The organism is Vibrio astriarenae, assembly GCF_010587385.1.
Lineage (GTDB): Bacteria > Pseudomonadota > Gammaproteobacteria > Enterobacterales > Vibrionaceae > Vibrio > Vibrio astriarenae.
Map to the genome: position 1 here is coordinate 501,948 of NZ_CP047475.1, position 18,979 is coordinate 520,926.

Here is an 18,979-nt window from a genome sequence, read left to right on the forward strand (position 1 = left end):
GTAGAATCTGCCAACTTATTTGTCGTGTATGTCACAGCACATGCCCGATGACGTCATTTTGATAACAGAGTTTAGTCACACCATCCTATGAAGCACATTCGTAACTTTTCGATTATCGCACACATCGACCATGGTAAGTCGACCCTATCAGACCGTTTGATCCAAGTATGTGGTGGATTGAGCGACCGTGAAATGGCCGCACAGGTTCTTGACTCAATGGACCTTGAGCGTGAGCGTGGCATCACCATCAAATCACAGAGTGTGACGCTTAACTACACTGCGAAAGATGGCGAAACATACCAACTTAACTTCATCGATACCCCTGGGCACGTTGACTTCGCCTACGAAGTATCTCGCTCTCTAGCCGCTTGTGAAGGCGCGCTGCTGGTTGTCGATGCAGGTCAGGGCGTAGAAGCTCAGACACTAGCAAACTGTTACACCGCGATCGAAATGGATCTTGAGGTTGTGCCAATCCTAAACAAGATTGACCTTCCTGCCGCTGATCCTGAGCGTGTTGCTGAAGAGATCGAAGAGATCGTCGGTATCGATGCGATGGAAGCGACTCGCTGTAGCGCGAAAACCGGTATCGGTGTTGATGACGTTCTTGAGAACATCGTTTCAGCGATTCCAGCACCAGAAGGTGATCCCGAAGCGCCACTACAAGCACTGATCATTGACTCATGGTTTGATAACTACCTTGGTGTTGTTTCACTTGTCCGTATCAAGAACGGTGAGCTGAAGAAGAACGACAAAATCAAAGTAATGAGCACAGGCCAAGTTTGGGGTGTCGACCGTCTAGGTATCTTCACGCCAAAACAGGTTGATACTGATATCCTGCGTACTGGCGAAGTAGGCTGGGTTGTGTGTGGTATCAAAGACATTCTTGGTGCACCAGTGGGCGATACGCTAACACTGGCTAAGAATGGCTGTGAAGAGGCTCTACCAGGCTTTAAGAAGGTAAAACCTCAGGTATACGCGGGTCTGTTCCCTGTTTCCTCTGATGACTACGAGAACTTCCGTGATGCACTAGGCAAACTGAGCCTAAACGATGCGTCGTTGTTCTACGAGCCAGAGAACTCTGCAGCACTGGGCTTTGGTTTCCGTTGTGGTTTCCTTGGTATGCTACACATGGAAATCATCCAAGAGCGTCTGGAGCGTGAATACGATCTTGACCTGATTACAACCGCTCCAACGGTAGTGTATGAAGTAGAGCGTACGGATGGTGCGCTTCTGTATGTAGATAGCCCAGCTAAGCTTCCGGCAGTTAACGATATTGAAGAGATTCGTGAGCCTATTGCACGCTGTAATATCCTTGTGCCTTCAGAGTACTTAGGTAACGTTATTACACTGTGTGTTGAGAAGCGTGGTACTCAGGTGGATATGGTTTATCACGGTAACCAAGTTGCAGTGACATACGATATTCCAATGGCAGAAGTGGTTCTCGACTTCTTTGACCGCCTAAAATCGACATCGCGTGGTTATGCATCTCTAGATTATAACTTCCAACGCTTTGAGGCATCGAACATGGTTCGTGTTGATGTTCTGCTTAACGGTGATACTGTAGACGCTCTAGCGATGATCACACACAAAGATCAATCGCAAACGCGTGGCCGCCAGCTAGTAGAGAAGATGAAAGAGTTCATCCCTCGTCAGATGTTTGATATCGCAATTCAAGCGGCTATCGGTAACCACATCATTGCTCGTTCAACAGTGAAACAGCTGCGTAAGAACGTAATCGCAAAATGTTACGGTGGTGACGTGAGCCGTAAGAAGAAGCTTTTGAAGAAGCAGAAAGAAGGTAAGAAACGCATGAAGCAAATTGGTAACGTTGAGTTGCCGCAAGAAGCGTTCCTGGCAATCCTTCACGTAGGTAAAGATTAATCGCAACTCTGACTCTATCAGGGTAAGCCGTTAAGTATTGAATAAGTGAAAGGGTTTCGGCTCTTTCACTTTCGCATTTTTAAGATAAGGGAAGTCAATGGCGAATACATTTTCACTCATTCTTGTCATAGTGACACTGGTGACTGGTATTGTATGGGCACTCGAGAAGTGGGTTTGGGCGAAAAAGCGTGAGGAAAAGGTCGCGCGAATTAAAGAGCAAACCAACGAGCTTGATGCAAAGACAGTAGAAAAAGCAGCGGCGCAGCCATGGTGGATTGAGAACAGCGTTTCTATCTTTCCAGTTATTGCTGTCGTACTGGTTCTACGCTCCTTTATCTATGAACCTTTTCAGATTCCATCGGGCTCAATGATGCCAACACTATTAGTTGGTGACTTCATCCTAGTGGAAAAATACGCTTACGGGATCAAAGACCCTGTATGGCGTAAAGAGTTGGTAGAAACGGGTAAACCTGAACATGGTGATATTGCCGTGTTTAAGTACCCACCTCAACCAAACATAGATTACATTAAGCGTGTTATCGGCCTGCCAGGCGATACGGTACGTTACTCCGCGAATAAAGAGCTGTGTATTCAGCCACAAGGTGAACGTACTTGTCGTGAACTGACACTGTCGAACGTGCGAGAGAGTGAATTTAACCAAAATGGTATTCCTCTTATTCAAATGAACGAAAAACTGGCTGAAGTTGAGCATGAGGTGTTAGTGCACCCACTGCGTCGTGATCGCATTGATGCGTACCAACCTCGTCCAGGCGTAAATGAGTGGGTTGTTCCTCAAGGTCACTACTTTGTGATGGGTGACAACCGCGATAATAGTGCCGATAGTCGTTACTGGGGCTTTGTTCCTGAAGAGAACCTAGTAGGTAAGGCGGTTGCTATTTGGATTAGCTTTGAGTTCGATCGCGATCCAAATAGCGTACTACCAAGCTGGATTCCAACAGGTGTTCGCTTTAACCGTATCGGCGGTATTCACTAGCCCACTATTGGGCACAACACAACGAGAGAGCATGAATTCTCAAATTGAAAAACTAGAAAGAAAGCTCGGCTATCAATTTAATGATGGCGAGCTTTTGAGTTTGGCACTGACACACCGCAGTGCCAACAGTAAGCATAACGAGCGTCTTGAGTTTCTGGGCGATTCAATTTTAAGTTTTGTCATTGCAGACGATCTCTACCACCGTTTTCCGAAGGTAACGGAGGGTGACATGAGTCGTATGCGTGCAACATTGGTACGTGGTAATACTCTGGCCGAGCTTGGTCGTGAGTTTGAACTGGGTGACTACTTAAAATTAGGTCCAGGTGAACTAAAGAGCGGTGGTTTCCGCCGTGACTCTATCTTGGCTGATGCTGTAGAGGCGATCATTGGTGCGATTTATCTCGACAGTGACGTAGAAACGGTACGCAAGATTATCCTTGAGTGGTACCTGTCACGCCTTGAAGCGATCAAGCCTGGCGTATCACAAAAAGATCCTAAAACTCGCCTACAAGAGTTCCTGCAAGGCAGAAGAAAACCGCTTCCTGTCTACACAGTGACTAATATTAAAGGTGAGGCACACAACCAAGAGTTTACGGTTTCGTGTGAAGTGGCAGGCATAGGACAGCCTGTTATCGGTAAAGGTACCAGTCGTCGCAAGGCTGAACAAGCGGCCGCTGAGACAGCATTAGGGCAATTGACCAATGGCTGATTCAACAGAAAATAACGAATTCGACATTGATGCGTTTTTCTCATCAACAGGCGAAACTTCGGCACCAGAAAACCAGCACTGTGGTTTCATTGCGATCGTAGGTCGCCCAAATGTCGGCAAATCCACGCTACTGAACAAGATCCTTGGGCAGAAGATTTCGATCACCTCTCGCAAGCCACAAACCACGCGTCACCGCATCATGGGTGTGGATACCGAGGGTGATTACCAAGCGATTTATGTCGACACTCCGGGGCTTCATATCGAAGAAAAGCGTGCCATCAACCGTTTGATGAACCGCGCTGCTAACTCGTCACTCAGTGATGTGAATCTTGTCTTCTTCCTTGTCGATGGTACACATTGGACCAACGATGATGAGATGGTACTGACCAAGTTGCAGAAGTCGAATTTCCCTGTTGTTTTGTGTGTCAACAAAGTCGACAACGTTGCAGATCGCAACGATGTGATGATGCACATGCACGAGATGGCAAAGAAGATGGACTTTGTTGATGTTGTGCCAATCTCAGCGAAACACGGTAAGAACATTGATGTATTGCGCAAGCACGTGCGTGATCACTTGCCTCTTGCTACGCATCACTTCCCAGAAGAGTATGTGACAGACCGCTCACAACGTTTTATGGCGTCAGAGATTTTGCGTGAAAAGCTGATGCGATTCACTGGTGATGAATTGCCATACTCAGTGACCGTTGAGATTGAACGCTTTGACTATAACCCAGAAACAGATGGCTTCCACATCAATGGTCTAATCCTTGTGGAACGTAATGGCCAGAAGAAGATGGTGATCGGTAAAGGCGGTGAGAAGATCAAAACCATTGGTCGTGAAGCTCGTCTTGATATGGAAGAGCTGTTTGGTCGTAAGGTTTACCTGGAAACTTGGGTAAAAGTGAAGTCGGGCTGGGCAGACGACGAGCGCGCACTTCGTTCGTTGGGTTATATCGACGATTTATAATTGCAGTGAGGCAGTGTGCTTCGCTCCGATTGATTGATAAAGGGAGCCTTATGGCTCCTTTTTTAGTGCATTTTCAGGATGGATAAATGAATGTCTGAGGGTTTACAGCGCTGCTTTGTGCTTCACCGTCGTCCTTACAGTGAATCGAGCCTTATCCTTGATGTGTTCAGCGAGGAACATGGGCGCATCACGTTGATGTCAAAGGGAGCACGCAGTAAGCGTTCTAACCTTAAAGGTGCACTGCAGCCGTTTACACCACTGCTTTTGAAGTGGTCTGGTAAAGGTTCAATGAAGACATTGCGTCAAGCTGAGCCTATCAGTTTAGGTCTACCTTTAACCGGGATTAACCTCTACTCTGCGATGTATGTAAACGAGCTAGTGGGTAGAGTGCTCGCGCCAGAAGTCGCCGTGCCTGCGTTGTTTCATGACTATTTACACGCGTTGACTGAATTGGCTCAAGCAGACAACCCAGAGCCAGCATTGCGCCGATTTGAACTCGCACTATTATCTGCGATGGGGTATGGCGTCGACTTCATGCATTGCGCGGGCACAGGAGAGCCCGTGGATCCTGATATGACTTATCGCTACCGAGAAGAGAAAGGGTTTATCGCCTCAGTGCGGCGCGATAATCTTACCTTCCTTGGTAATGAACTGATTGCGATCAGTGAGCGTAGATTTACGACAAAAGAACAACTTAAGGCGGCAAAGCGCTTTACACGTATAGCCTTAAAGCCGTATCTTGGCGGAAAACCATTAAAGAGCCGGGAACTGTTTATCTCAACACTTCCCAAAGCACGGAGAACAGGAAAATGAGCTCGATTTATTTAGGTGTTAATATTGATCATATTGCGACCCTTCGGAATGCCCGCGGAACCAAATACCCAGATCCAGTCCACGCAGCAGAGATTGCTGAACGCGCTGGTGCTGACGGTATTACTATTCACCTACGTGAAGATCGTCGCCATATCCTTGATCGTGACGTGCGTATCTTGCGTGAAACGATTCAAACTCGCATGAACCTGGAAATGGCCGTCACCGATGAGATGGTGGAGATTGCACTGCAAACTCAGCCTGAATATGTGTGTCTGGTACCTGAAAAACGTGAAGAGTTGACAACGGAAGGTGGTCTAGATGTGGTTGGTCAACTGGATAAAATAAAAGCAGCGACCGAAAAACTGACGGCTGCAGGTATTAAGGTCTCGCTATTTATCGATGCAGACCGCCAGCAAATCGATGCGGCTAAAGCCTGTGGCGCACCCTATATTGAACTGCACACCGGTCACTATGCTGATGCAACGTCAGATGAAGACCAACAAGATGAGCTGAAGAAGATTGCGGCAGGCGCAAGCTATGCACATGATTTAGGTATCACTGTAAATGCAGGCCATGGTTTGACTTACCACAACGTGGCACCCATCGCAGCACTGCCAGAAATCTATGAACTCAATATCGGCCACTCTATCATCGGTCGCGCGGTATTTGATGGCTTAGACAAAGCGGTTGCCGATATGAAAGCCATTATGCTTGATGCACGTCAGTCAGCGTAATTAAGGCCTAATATGCCAGTTGTAGGTTTAGGGACTGATATTGTTGAGATTGAGCGCATTGAGACGGCTTTAGAGCGCAGTAATGCGCTGGCCAAGCGGGTGTTGTCGTCGAGTGAGTTTGAAGTCTTCAGTCAAAGCAAACAGCCTGCTCGATATTTGGCAAAACGTTTTGCTGTTAAAGAAGCGGCGGCGAAAGCATTGGGTACCGGTATCGCTCGAGGGGTGAGCTTTCAAGATTTCACCGTCTCCAATGATGAACTTGGTAAGCCAGAGCTGACCTTAACGGGCGCTGCTCAGCAGTTTGCGGAGGCATTGGGGGCGCATGCTATCTTGGTGACGATTGCTGATGAAAAGCGTTACGCCGTGGCAACGGTGATTCTTGAGTCTTAACTAGCGATACAATTGAAACCATTGATATAAAAAACTCTGCCGAATAGGCAGAGTTTTTTGTTTAAGCCAGGTAAGGCTGCGCGGCTGCGATTACCTTTTCCATCTCGTCTTGTAGTTCAAACAGTTCTGGCTCGAGATCATCGAGACTCATCTCTGAGCGTAGTCCTTTTTCCAGCTCCACACAGACCTTTTTCAGGCGCGGGACACCACTGTATGAGCAGCTGCCGTTGAGCTTGTGCACGTAGTGCAATAAATCGTGCTCTTCCTCGTTGGCTGGCTCTAGCACCGCATCCACAACCTCGTCTACCTCAGGAATAAACTCAACCAGCATCTTGAGCATATCTTTGGCAAGGTCTTCCTTGTTTGCTGATTGCTTCAGGGCAAGTTGCCAATCAATGATCAAGTCTTGGCGGCTGGTGTCTTGTGCAGATGGAGCAGTAGCCTCACTCTTTTCATGGGTGAGAGGCACCATCATCACTTCGTCTTCATTAGTATTGGGGTTCCACCGTACTAATACCTGCTGCAAGATATGTTCTTCAATTGGCTTGGTGAGGTAGTCATCCATACCCGCTTTAAGTAAACGGTCACGTTCACCCTGCATTGCATGAGCGGTAACCGCCACTATTGGCGTGCCTTTGTTGATATCAGAGGCTTTGATTGCATTGCAGGCTGTCACGCCATCCATTCTCGGCATCTGTATATCCATCAGAATGATGTCGAACTTCTCTCGTTGAGCGTATTCGACCGCTTCAATACCGTCGTTGCACGTCACTACGTTTCTCACTCGCTCTTTGAGTAGCGCGGTAATGAGTTTCAAGTTTGCAGGGTTGTCATCGACCGCCATCACTGTAAGTGGCATCAGCTCAAGCGGCTCTTTTTCTACAGGTTGTGGCAGGGCCAGTTCCGGTTGCTGAATCACAAGATTCTGTAGAAGCTTTCTTCGCGAAAGTGGTTTGGCAATGCATTGAACATTCAGCTCTGAGGTAACTTGGTTAGCAAGCGCTAACTCAGTGCTTGGCATGCCAATGGTGACATGGGTTGCCAGGGTTTTAGCGAGTGCCACTTGTTCACTCACCTCATCAAAACTATGAGACAGTTCTGGAGTGAAGTTGATGATGGCATAGTCAAAGTGACCACTTTCGGTTGGCATCGTCGAACGGTAGTTAACTTGCAAGCCGACGGTAGAAAGTGTTTGCTGAACCACCGTTGCTGCTTGCATGTTTGGCTCAACCAGAAGCAGGGTTCGACCCATGAGAGTATCGGTATCTACAAGGTCGGAGACGGGCATGTCGGTTGTGGCGAGGCGAATGGTGTACCAGAAGGTCGAGCCTTGGTGCAGTCGGCTTGTCAGGCTGATTTCACCACCCATATAACTGACCAGCTTTTGGGTAATAACCAAGCCCAACCCGGTACCACCATAACGGCGAGAAATGCTCGCGTCTGCCTGAGAGAAAGCCTGGAAGAGCTGAGCTTGCTGACGCTCGGAGATACCAATGCCGGTATCGCGTACCATGAACTGAAGCTCAATCGCATCTTCTTTTTGTGAGCGTAGCTCAACGCTGATATCGATATTGCCGCGCTCAGTAAATTTAATCGAGTTGCCCACCAGATTCGTCAGCACTTGCTGGATGCGTAGCGGGTCGCCAATCACACCAACCGGAATTTTTGGATCGATCTTGAGGGTTAGCTCAAGCCCTTTTTCGTGTGCAGATGTTGCCTGCAGACTCACCACTTCTTCTAGACTTTCTTGGAAATCAAACGGGATATTCTCTAGCGCAAGTTTACCCGCCTCGAGTTTAGAAAAGTCGAGGATGTCATTGATGATACTTAATAGGTTATTGGCTGACTTCTCAATAGTTTGCAGGTAATCGGTTTGGCTTGGCGTCAGTTGTGTCTTGAGCATCTGACGCGAGAAACCAATCACGCCGTTAAGAGGTGTACGTAGCTCGTGCGACATGTTAGCCAAGAACTCGGATTTCACTCGAGCCGCCTCTTGAGCACGCTTTTTCGCGATATCTAGCTCAACGTTTTGTATCTCAAGCTGTTCAAGTGTCTCACGCAGATCAGAGGTCGCTTGGTCAATACTGTGCTGCATCTCAGTGTGATAGGCAGAAAGAGACTCTGCCATCGCATTAATACCGTTTTTTAGTGAGTCAAGCTCACCATACATTTTTCCGTCAATTCGCACGTCAACATGGCCACGACGAATACGGTCAACCACTCTACGCATGTGATCGATGGGTCTTGTCACATCGTGCATTAGGCGTAGGGCAAAGGCGGTGGAAAGGGCAATACCTAATATCATCACTGCAATTGCGATAATGATTTCACGATACTGCTGCAAGCGCAGTGGAGACAGATCAAGTTCCATTGACACGTAACCCAGGGCTTGAGCGTCGTGTTCATTAAGATCGGGAATCGCGACAAAGCGAGTTTCAGGAATGATCGGTGCTCGAAGAATTAGGGTGTTGTCATCCACTTGAATTGATGGAAGCAGTGGTATCGACTCATTACTGTCATAAGTGAGAGATTGAAACTGTGGGTGGAAGTTTGAGGTCACAAACAGCTCATGTTTGGAGTCAAATACCGCAATACTGCGAACAAACTTTGAGTTCTTGCGATGGGCGTAACTGATAATGCGACGCACCGATTCACGGCTTTGAGTCACCATGCCGTCTTCACTGGCAATTGCCAGTGGTTCAACGATACTTAAGCCTGAATTGACAACTTGTCGTTCCAAATCGTGGTATCGGGTGAAGGAGAAGAAACCACACAGAACAATACCTATGATGAGAGTGGGGGCCAGGGTGAGTGTGATTACCCGTGCTCGTAAGCCATATCGCGTCATTATTCTCTAAACTTCACCGGTTGGATGTGGGACAATAGTATGGCGTGTTGATGTTGAAAGAGGGAAAACCTCCATTGAAACATTTACATGCCATACAGCAGTTATATCACAGATATGCGTAGAGCGGATCGATTTGCACCTACGTGTATGACACCAAACGCATCCTTACATTCAGGCAACACACATGGCGCGTATTTTCCAAGCAAAGAAAAAGACTCCTCTCAACACCAAGCATTTCGAAGTGAATGTCGACAAGATTGACCATCATGGGACAGGTATCGCTTTCCACAATCGTAAACCTGTGTTTATTGAAGGGGCGTTGCCGCAAGAGCAAGTGCTCATTCAACTCGTGGAAGAGAAGAGTAAATTTGCTAAGGCAAAACTCATCAAGGTGCTTAAACCAAGTGAAAAGCGTATTGAGCCGTTTTGCCCCCATTACGCGCAATGTGGTGGCTGTAACATGCAGCATCTGGCGAGTGCAGACCAACGCGAATACAAAGCGCAAGCGTTGATCGGGCTGTTCAAGAAGATCGCCAAACAAGAGTTGGTGCTATCTGATGTGATTGTTGATGATACGCCTGACTATCGCCGCCGCGTACGATTTAGTGTTTTTTGGGATAAAAAACGTCAGCAGCTCAATTTTGGTTTTCGTAAAAAACAAAGCAAGCAAATTGTCGATATTGATGCGTGCCCCATTCTTGCCAGGGAGCTTAATCACCTGCTTCCACAGATTCAGTCGTGCTTAACCTCATTTAAGAACCCAGATCGTTTGGGGCATGTCGAGTTGGTGCAAGGCGACAACACCAATATCGTACTCGTTCGCACCATAAAGGCGCTGGCGCAAGAAGACAGAGATCAACTAACAGAGGTGTGTGAATCACTCGATGTCACCCTCTATTTACACCAAGGCGATGAACCTCTCGAGCGAGCCATTGGCGAGTCGGGTTACTACCAAGAAGCGGGCGCTAAAATTCCTTTTGAACCTGTGAACTTTATTCAGGTCAATAAGAAGGTCAACGAGAAGATGGTTGGTCAAGCCTTAGATTGGCTCGACTTAAAAAGCACTGACCGAGTTCTTGACCTCTTCTGTGGCTTGGGCAATTTTAGCTTACCGATTGCTAAGCAAGCCGATAGCGTCGTTGGCGTTGAAGGTGTGCAATCGATGGTGGATAAAGCCAAGGCGAATGCCGAACTTAACCGTCTAGATAATGTCGAGTTTTATCAGGCTAACCTTGAAAGGGATGTTTCTGATAAAGCTTGGGCGGAAAAACAGTTTGATAAAGTGCTGCTGGATCCAGCAAGGGCAGGCGCGATGGGTATCGTAGATCACATTGCCAAGCTTGGCGCGCAGCGAGTGGTGTATGTTTCATGCAATCCTGCTACTCTTGCCAGAGACAGTCAGAGCTTGTTGGCTCAGGGCTTTACAATGACTCGATTGGGAATGTTGGACATGTTCCCTCACACTAGTCACCTAGAATCGATGGCATTGTTTGAGCGATAAAAAAATAACAGCGAATTGAACTCGCGTAGTAACAAAATAGGAATTTGAAATGGTTGCGGTACGAAGTGCGCATTTAAACCAAGATACGGAGTTTAAGCTTGATGATTGGATCGCAAGCTTAAATCAATCCCCCCAAATCGCGAATGCATTAAAGAGTACCTACCAACTCTGTGAAGAGCTGGTGGCTGGCCATGAACACGGCCAATTGTTGCTGTGGCGTGGGCGCGAGATGAATGAAATCTTGGTCACTTTATCTATGGATAAAGCCACCTTAATTGCGGCTCAGCTTTTCCCCGTCGTCTCTAGTGGTCTTTTTGACCAAGAGCAGCTGCAAGAGAAATACGGCAAAGAGATCGTAAAGATGATCGAGGGCGTGGATGAAATGGCCGCCCTTGGGCAACTTAATATCACCCTAGAAGGCAGCGCCGCCTCTTCTCAGGTGGACAATGTACGCCGCATGCTACTGGCGATGGTGGATGACTTCCGCGCGGTAGTTATCAAGCTTGCAGAGCGCATTACTAACCTGATTGAAGTGAAGAAAGCGCCTGACGATGTGCGTCGAGCAGCGGCAAAAGAGTGTGCCAACATTTATGCCCCTCTGGCTAACCGTTTGGGTATTGGTCAGTTGAAATGGGAGATCGAGGACTACGCTTTTCGTTATCAGCAACCAGATACCTACAAACAGATCGCTAAACAGCTTTCTGAGCGTCGTATTGTACGTGAGCAATACATCAAAGATTTTGTCGATGACCTAACTTCAGAAATGGAGGCATCGAGTATTCAGGCGGAAGTCAGCGGTCGACCAAAGCACATCTATAGTATTTGGCGCAAGATGCAGAAGAAGAGCTTGGCATTTGACGAGCTGTTTGATGTACGCGCGGTGCGGATTATTGCTGATAAACTGCAAGATTGTTATGCCGCACTGGGTGTCGTTCACACCAAATACAAACACCTACCTAGTGAGTTTGATGATTACGTTGCGAACCCTAAACCCAATGGCTATCAGTCCATCCATACAGTAGTCCTTGGCCCTGAAGGCAAAACCATCGAGATTCAGATTCGTACCAAGCAGATGCACGAAGAGTCTGAGCTGGGTGTGGCTGCGCACTGGAAATATAAAGAAGGTGGCAGTGGGCGCAGTGGCTACGATGAGAAGATCACTTGGCTACGTAAGCTGCTTGATTGGCAAGAAGAGATGTCAGACTCGGGTGAGATGCTGGATGAGCTTCGCAGTCAAGTATTCGATGATCGCGTCTATGCCTTTACGCCGCGTGGTGATGTTGTCGACTTGCCAATGGGGGCGACACCACTTGATTTTGCCTACCACATTCACTCTGAAGTAGGGCACCGCTGTATTGGGGCGAAAGTGGCTGGACGCATTGTGCCATTTACCCATAAGTTGGCGATGGGTGATCAGGTTGAGATTATTACTGCGAAAGAGCCTAACCCTTCTCGAGATTGGTTGAACCCCTCAATGGGTTTTGTCACCTCTGGTCGCGCTCGTGCCAAGATCAACGCATGGTTCCGTAAGCAGAGCCGAGAGAAAAACCTTGAAGCTGGGCGTGAAATCTTAGAGTCAGAACTGGTTAAAATTGGTGCGACATTAAAGGATGCTGAACGCTACGCCTTGAAGCGCTTTAACGTGAATTCTGCAGATGAGCTTTATGTTGGTGTGGGTAGTGGTGACCTACGTATCAACCAAATCATCAATCACATCAACGCACTGGTGAATAAGCCGACAGCAGAAGAAGAGGACAAGCAGGCGCTTGAAAAGCTGCAAGAAGCAGAGAATCGAGCACCGAGCCAAAGCCAACCGAAGAAAGACGCCGTGGTAGTGGAAGGGGTGGATAACCTGATGACACACCTTGCGCGCTGCTGTCAGCCAATACCGGGCGACGCTATTAAAGGCTACATCACCCAGGGGCGAGGTATTTCGGTTCACCGCAGTGACTGTGAGCAGTTAGAAGAGCTGAGCCACCATGCGCCAGAACGTATCATTGATACCGTTTGGGGCAGTGGTTTTGTCGGGTCGTATGTGTTGACGGTGCGTGTTGAGGCCATGGAACGTGGTGGCCTACTAAAAGACATTACCTCACTGTTTGCCAATGAGAAAATCAAGATAAATAGCATGAAGAGCCGCGTGGATTACCGCAGTCAAATGTCGATCATGGACTTTGATCTCGAGGTGACCAACGTTGAAGTTCTGTCTCGTGTCACCAAGCGCGTAGAGCAGATCAAAGATGTCATGTCTGTGAAGCGCCTCGGCTAGGTAATCTTACGAAACATGAAAGTACAATAACACAGAGGTGAGTAGCGTTGCTGCTCACCTCTTTATTTTAAGGAACCGTTCAATGAGCCACCCAATAGAACAACTACAACAGATCATGGCAACGCTGCGCGACCCAGAGCAAGGCTGCCCATGGGATCTCAAGCAGACTTTTGACACGATAGTGCCGCATACGATAGAGGAGACGTATGAGGTGGTGGATGCGATTCACAATCAAGACTGGCCGAATCTAAAAGAAGAGTTGGGAGACTTACTTTTCCAAGTGATTTTCTATAGCCAAATGGCGAAAGAGCAGGGCTTGTTTGATTTTTCAGAGGTGGTAGAGAGTGTCAATGAAAAACTGACTCGACGTCATCCGCATGTTTTTTCTGATGCTAAGTTTGTTTCGGATGAAGAGATTAACGCCAATTGGGAAGCGGAGAAAGCAAAAGAAAAAGCGCAAGTAGGCAAATCGGAGCAAAGTATTCTAGACTCAATACCAGCTTCTCTACCTGCACTTTCTCGTGCTACAAAGATTCAAAAGAAGTGCGCCAAAGTCGGTTTTGATTGGGACTCCATTGGGCCGGTGGTGGATAAGGTGCAAGAAGAGATTCATGAGGTAATGGAAGAAGCACTGCAAGTGACTCCTGAGCCTGACAAAATTGAGCTTGAACTCGGTGATTTATTGTTTGCTGTGGTTAATCTGGCGAGACATTTGGATACCAATCCTGAAGTCGCGCTGGGTAAGGCCAATCGTAAGTTCATCCAGCGCTTTCAGGGTGTAGAACAGATGGCCCTAAAACGCGGTAAGGCGCTGAATGAATATAGTTTGGATGAACTGGAATTGTTTTGGGTTGCTGTGAAGAATCAACGTCGAGATTAGTATCGGTTTAAGCATGGTTCTTCAAGCTCGATACTCGAGTTTGATTTGAAGCAAAAAATTTAAAATTGCAGTGTGATAGATTTCACGTTGTGGCGGTTAGGGTCTTCTGGTATATTTTCGTCCCGTCCAGATGAATTCCATTTCCCTCATTCAACCAACTTCAGGTTAAACATGACGACAAATTACATTTTTGTTACTGGCGGGGTTGTATCCTCTCTAGGTAAAGGTATTGCAGCAGCATCGCTTGCAGCTATTCTAGAAGCTCGTGGTCTTAAAGTGACTATGATGAAGCTTGACCCTTACATCAACGTTGACCCAGGCACAATGAGCCCAACTCAACATGGTGAAGTGTTCGTTACGGAAGATGGCGCTGAAACTGACCTTGACCTTGGTCACTACGAGCGATTCATTCGCACCAAGATGACTAAGCGTAACAACTTCACAGCAGGTCGTGTTTACTCTGACGTTCTAGCGAAAGAACGTCGCGGTGATTACCTAGGTGCAACCATTCAGGTAATCCCTCACATCACTAACTCAATTAAAGATCGCGTAATCGCTGGCTCAGAAGGCCACGACGTTGCTATCGTTGAAGTTGGTGGTACTGTGGGCGATATCGAGTCACTACCATTTATGGAAGCGATTCGTCAGCTTGCTGTAGAGCTAGGCCGTGAGCGTGCAATGTTTATGCACCTTACATTGGTTCCTTACCTAGCAGCAGCGGGTGAAGTGAAAACGAAACCGACACAGCACTCTGTAAAAGAGCTACTGTCTATCGGTATCCAACCAGATATTCTAGTTTGCCGCTCTGATCGTATGATTCCTGCAAACGAGCGTAAGAAGATCGCTCTGTTCTGTAATGTTTCTGAGAAAGCGGTAATCTCAATGAAGGATGTAGATTCAATCTACAAGATCCCTCAACTTATCAAATCTCAAGGCCTCGATGACCTAGTATGTACTCGTTTCGGCATCAATGCTCCTGAAGCGGATCTTTCTGAGTGGGAACAAGTTATCTACGAAGAAGCAAACCCTACAGGTGAAGTCACTATCGGTATGGTTGGTAAGTACATTGAACTACCAGATGCATACAAATCAGTGAACGAAGCGCTTAAACACGCGGGTCTTAAGAACCGCTTGAACGTGAACATCAAGTACGTTGATTCACAAGACGTTGAGAGCAAAGGTGATGAAGCGCTAGCAGGCCTAGACGCAATCCTAGTACCAGGTGGCTTCGGTGACCGCGGTGTTGAAGGGAAGATCCTTGCGGCGAAATTCGCACGTGAAAACAAAGTACCATACCTAGGTATCTGTCTAGGTATGCAAGTAGCACTGATCGAATACGCACGTAACGTTGCGGGTCTTGAAGGTGCTCATTCAACAGAATTTAATAAAGAGACCAAGTACCCTGTGGTAGGCTTGATCACTGAGTGGGTTGATGGCGAAGGCAAGGTAGAAGAGCGTACAGAAACTTCTGACCTTGGTGGTACAATGCGCCTTGGTTCACAGCTATGTCACCTAGAGAAAGGGACAAAAGCTCGTGAGCTATACGGTAGCGCAACGATTCATGAGCGTCACCGTCACCGCTACGAAGTAAACAATCTACTTCGTCCTCAAATTGAGAAAGCAGGTCTTAAAGTTTCGGGTCTGTCTGCAGACAAGAAACTGGTGGAAATGATTGAGAACCCAGAACACCCATGGTTTGTGGCTGCTCAGTTCCATCCAGAATTTACCTCGACGCCTCGCGATGGTCACCCACTATTCGCAGGCTTCGTAAAAGCTGCTGGTCAAAACCAGCGCGGTGAATTTGAGAAGTAGTTAAAAGGACACAGGCAACAGCGGGATTTGCTGTTGCCTTTTAATTTGACATTTAATTTAAAACGAGAGGAAACATTAATGTCTAAGATCGTTAAAGTTCTAGGTCGTGAAATCATCGACTCACGTGGTAACCCAACTGTAGAAGCTGAAGTACACCTAGAAGGCGGTTTCGTAGGTATGGCGGCAGCTCCATCTGGCGCATCTACTGGTTCTCGCGAAGCTCTTGAGCTACGTGACGGTGACAAAGCACGTTTCCTAGGTAAAGGTGTTCTTAAAGCAGTTGAAGCTGTAAACGGCGCAATCGCTGAAGCACTAGTTGGTAAAGACGCGAAAGCTCAAGCTGACATCGACCAAGTTATGATCGACCTAGACGGCACAGAGAACAAATCTAAGTTCGGTGCTAACGCAATCCTAGCTGTATCTCTAGCAAATGCGAAAGCAGCTGCTGCAGCTAAAGGCATGCCTCTATTCGAACACATCGCTGAGCTAAACGGCACTGCAGGTGTATTCTCTATGCCTCTACCAATGATGAACATCATCAACGGTGGTGAGCACGCAGACAACAACGTTGATATCCAAGAATTCATGATTCAACCAGTTGGCGCTAAGACTCTTAAAGAAGCTCTACGCATCGGTGCTGAAGTATTCCACAACCTAGCTAAAGTTCTTAAGTCTAAAGGCTACAGCACTGCAGTTGGTGACGAAGGTGGTTTCGCTCCTAACCTTAAGTCTAACGCTGAAGCTCTAGAAGTTATCGCAGAAGCTGTTGCAGCTGCTGGTTACGAACTAGGTAAAGACGTTACTCTAGCTATGGACTGTGCAGCATCTGAGTTCTTCGACAAAGAAGCTGGCATCTACAACATGAAAGGCGAAGGTAAGACTTTCTCTTCTGAAGAGTTCAACCACTACCTAGCTGAGCTAGCTAACCAATTCCCAATCGTTTCTATCGAAGACGGTCTAGACGAGTCTGACTGGGATGGCTTCAAGCACCAAACTGAACTACTAGGTGACAAGCTTCAACTAGTAGGTGACGATCTATTCGTTACTAACACTAAGATCCTTGCTGAAGGTATCGAGAAAGGCGTAGCTAACTCTATCCTTATCAAGTTCAACCAAATCGGTTCTCTAACAGAGACTCTAGCTGCAATCAAGATGGCTAAAGACGCAGGTTACACAGCTGTAATCTCTCACCGTTCTGGCGAAACTGAAGATGCAACTATCGCTGATCTAGCGGTAGGCACTGCTGCAGGTCAAATCAAGACTGGTTCTATGAGCCGTTCTGACCGTGTTGCTAAGTACAACCAGCTAATCCGTATCGAGGAAGCTCTAGGTGAGCGCGCTCCTTACAACGGTCTTAAAGAAGTTAAAGGTCAAGCTTAATTCTCAACTGAATTAGTTTAGCTATATAGCTTTTTGAAACCCTCGCTCCGGCGAGGGTTTTTGTCTATAAGGGGTTGCCAAAGAAAGAACAATGAGCCGTTCTGACCGTGTTGCTGCTATACCTAAAAGAAAGCAACCAGCTAATCCGTATCGAGGAAGCTCTAGGTGAGCGCGCTCCTTACAACGGTCTTAAAGAAGTTAAAGGCTAAGTTTAATTCTTAACTGAATTAGTTTAGCTATATAGCTTTGAAACCCTCGCTCCGGCGGGTTTTTTGTTTATCTGGGGATATTTTAATTTTCTATAACCAAACCTTCTAACTAATCTCCATTCCTTCTTTGTGAACCACCTCGTAACCTGTAGGGTTATTTGTCTCAATTTTAATAATCAAATAAATTAATCGTCAGCAATAAAAAGGAATGACAATGTCTGTAGCAGTGGTAGCAAATTTAGTGGTATTTGCAGCGCTACTTTTCTTCTTGAACATTCAACAAAGAAAAGGGGCAACGCTCTCTCGCCAAGTGTTAATTGGTTTAATTTTCGGTAGTGGTTTTGGCCTCATCCTTCAACTTGTTTATGGTGAAGGACATGCCGCTATTGGAGCAAGTCTAGACTGGATAAACGTAGTAGGCCGCGGTTATGTTGGCTTACTGCAGATGATCATCATGCCATTGGTGCTGGTATCGATGTTTGCCGCGGTGGTGAAGCTAGAAAATTCGGCTTCTTTAGGCAAAATTAGTGGCCTATCCATTTCGATATTGCTGGTAACGACTATGATCTCGGCGCTTATTGGTATTGCCGTGACGCAAGGCTTTGGTCTTTCTGCTGAGGGGTTAACGGAGGGGGCTCGCGAAACGGCACGTCTTAGTGCACTTGAAGGTCGTATGGACCGCGTGAGCGATCTGACCATCCCGCAGATGTTGATTAGCTTTATCCCAACCAACCCATTTGCTGATCTCACTGGCGCTCGCTCGACGTCGATTATTGCCGTGGTGATCTTCGGTATTCTTTCAGGTATTGCTGCTCGCAAGGTGATGGTAGAGAAGCAAGAGCTTGAGGCGCCAATCCGCACTTTCGTTGAAGCGATTCAATCCGTTGTGATGCGCTTAGTGAAAATGATCATGGCGCTAACACCTTATGGTATTGCAGCACTGATGGCGCGCGTAGTGGCCACCTCAAGTGCCGCGGATATCTTGAATTTATTGGGCTTTATCGTGGCTTCTTACGTGGCGATAGCACTGATGTTTGTGGTTCACGGATTACTTGTATCACTGGTTGGTGTTAGTCCGAAAGAGTACTTTAAGAAAATCTGGCCTGTACTGACGTTTGCATTTACTTCACGCAGCTCAGCAGCCACGATTCCACTGAACGTAGAAACTCAGATTACCAAGCTAAAAGTACCACCTGCGATCGCTAACCTTTCAGCGTCATTTGGTGCAACGATTGGTCAAAATGGTTGTGCGGGTATCTATCCTGCAATGCTGGCTGTGATGGTTGCTCCAACGGTGGGTATCAACCCAATGGACATCAATTTTATTTTGTCATTAGTGGCTATCATCACCATTAGCTCATTTGGTATTGCTGGTGTTGGTGGCGGAGCAACCTTTGCTGCGCTGATTGTGCTGCCAGCAATGGGGCTACCAGTGACCATCGCTGCGCTGCTTATCTCGATTGAGCCTTTGATTGATATGGCGCGCACAGCGTTGAATGTATCAGGTGCAATGACAGCAGGTACGATTACTAGCCGTTTGATGAAAGATAAACAGCCGGAAGAAGAGCTCACGGAACAGCAAGCTTAATTAA

Annotated in this window: 14 protein-coding genes; 13 read left to right on the top strand and 1 reads right to left on the bottom strand. The window is 47.2% G+C overall.

Annotation, left to right across the window (positions count from 1 at the left end; all coding sequences use genetic code 11):
- Positions 1–87 precede the first annotated feature (87 nt).
- From lepA to acpS, 7 genes are all read left to right on the top strand, one after another.
- Positions 88–1,881 carry a translation elongation factor 4 gene (lepA, locus tag GT360_RS02565; RefSeq protein ID WP_164647365.1) on the top strand — a complete coding sequence of 598 codons (1,794 nt, stop codon included), beginning with the start codon at positions 88–90 and terminating at the stop codon, positions 1,879–1,881.
- A gap of 97 nt (positions 1,882–1,978) precedes the next feature.
- Complete coding sequence (gene lepB / locus GT360_RS02570; RefSeq protein WP_164647366.1) at positions 1,979–2,875, top strand: signal peptidase I; 897 nt, start codon at positions 1,979–1,981, stop codon at positions 2,873–2,875.
- Positions 2,876–2,906: 31 nt separating this feature from the next.
- Positions 2,907–3,584 carry a ribonuclease III gene (rnc, locus tag GT360_RS02575; RefSeq protein ID WP_164647367.1) on the top strand — a complete coding sequence of 226 codons (678 nt, stop codon included), beginning with the start codon at positions 2,907–2,909 and terminating at the stop codon, positions 3,582–3,584.
- A complete protein-coding gene (gene era, locus GT360_RS02580; RefSeq protein ID WP_164647368.1) occupies positions 3,577–4,551 on the top strand; it encodes a GTPase Era in 975 nt (324 codons plus the stop codon). The genes rnc and era overlap by 8 nt, the downstream gene beginning before the upstream one ends.
- A gap of 90 nt (positions 4,552–4,641) precedes the next feature.
- The gene (gene recO, locus GT360_RS02585; protein WP_164647369.1) at positions 4,642–5,364 is read left to right on the top strand and encodes a DNA repair protein RecO; all 723 of its coding nucleotides are present in this window, start codon (positions 4,642–4,644) and stop codon (positions 5,362–5,364) included.
- Positions 5,361–6,098 (top strand): pyridoxine 5'-phosphate synthase, encoded by a 738-nt coding sequence (gene pdxJ, locus GT360_RS02590; protein ID WP_164647370.1) that lies wholly within the window; start codon positions 5,361–5,363, stop codon positions 6,096–6,098. The genes recO and pdxJ overlap by 4 nt, the downstream gene beginning before the upstream one ends.
- 12 nt (positions 6,099–6,110) lie before the next feature.
- Positions 6,111–6,488 (top strand): holo-ACP synthase, encoded by a 378-nt coding sequence (gene acpS, locus GT360_RS02595; protein WP_164647371.1) that lies wholly within the window; start codon positions 6,111–6,113, stop codon positions 6,486–6,488.
- 61 nt (positions 6,489–6,549) lie between these two features.
- On the opposite strand, the gene barA is transcribed toward acpS, so the two are convergent.
- A complete protein-coding gene (gene barA / locus GT360_RS02600; protein ID WP_164647372.1) occupies positions 6,550–9,336 on the bottom strand; it encodes a two-component sensor histidine kinase BarA in 2,787 nt (928 codons plus the stop codon).
- A gap of 184 nt (positions 9,337–9,520) precedes the next feature.
- Between barA and rlmD the strand changes: the two genes are divergently transcribed.
- The 6 genes from rlmD to GT360_RS02630 all read left to right on the top strand — a co-directional run bounded on the left by rlmD (position 9,521) and on the right by GT360_RS02630 (position 18,975).
- Positions 9,521–10,837, top strand: coding sequence for a 23S rRNA (uracil(1939)-C(5))-methyltransferase RlmD (gene rlmD / locus GT360_RS02605; protein WP_164647373.1), 1,317 nt, complete (start codon positions 9,521–9,523; stop codon positions 10,835–10,837).
- A gap of 49 nt (positions 10,838–10,886) precedes the next feature.
- Positions 10,887–13,106, top strand: coding sequence for a GTP diphosphokinase (gene relA / locus GT360_RS02610; RefSeq protein WP_164647374.1), 2,220 nt, complete (start codon positions 10,887–10,889; stop codon positions 13,104–13,106).
- 82 nt (positions 13,107–13,188) lie between these two features.
- Positions 13,189–13,986: a nucleoside triphosphate pyrophosphohydrolase gene (gene mazG, locus GT360_RS02615; RefSeq protein ID WP_164647375.1), complete on the top strand. Its 798-nt coding sequence runs from the start codon at positions 13,189–13,191 to the stop codon at positions 13,984–13,986.
- 171 nt (positions 13,987–14,157) lie between these two features.
- A complete protein-coding gene (locus GT360_RS02620; RefSeq protein WP_164647376.1) occupies positions 14,158–15,798 on the top strand; it encodes a CTP synthase in 1,641 nt (546 codons plus the stop codon).
- 78 nt (positions 15,799–15,876) lie between these two features.
- Positions 15,877–17,178 (top strand): phosphopyruvate hydratase, encoded by a 1,302-nt coding sequence (gene eno / locus GT360_RS02625; protein ID WP_164647377.1) that lies wholly within the window; start codon positions 15,877–15,879, stop codon positions 17,176–17,178.
- A gap of 423 nt (positions 17,179–17,601) precedes the next feature.
- Entirely contained in the window at positions 17,602–18,975 is a 1,374-nt protein-coding gene (locus tag GT360_RS02630; RefSeq protein ID WP_164647378.1) for an L-cystine transporter, read from the top strand.
- Positions 18,976–18,979 lie beyond the last annotated feature (4 nt).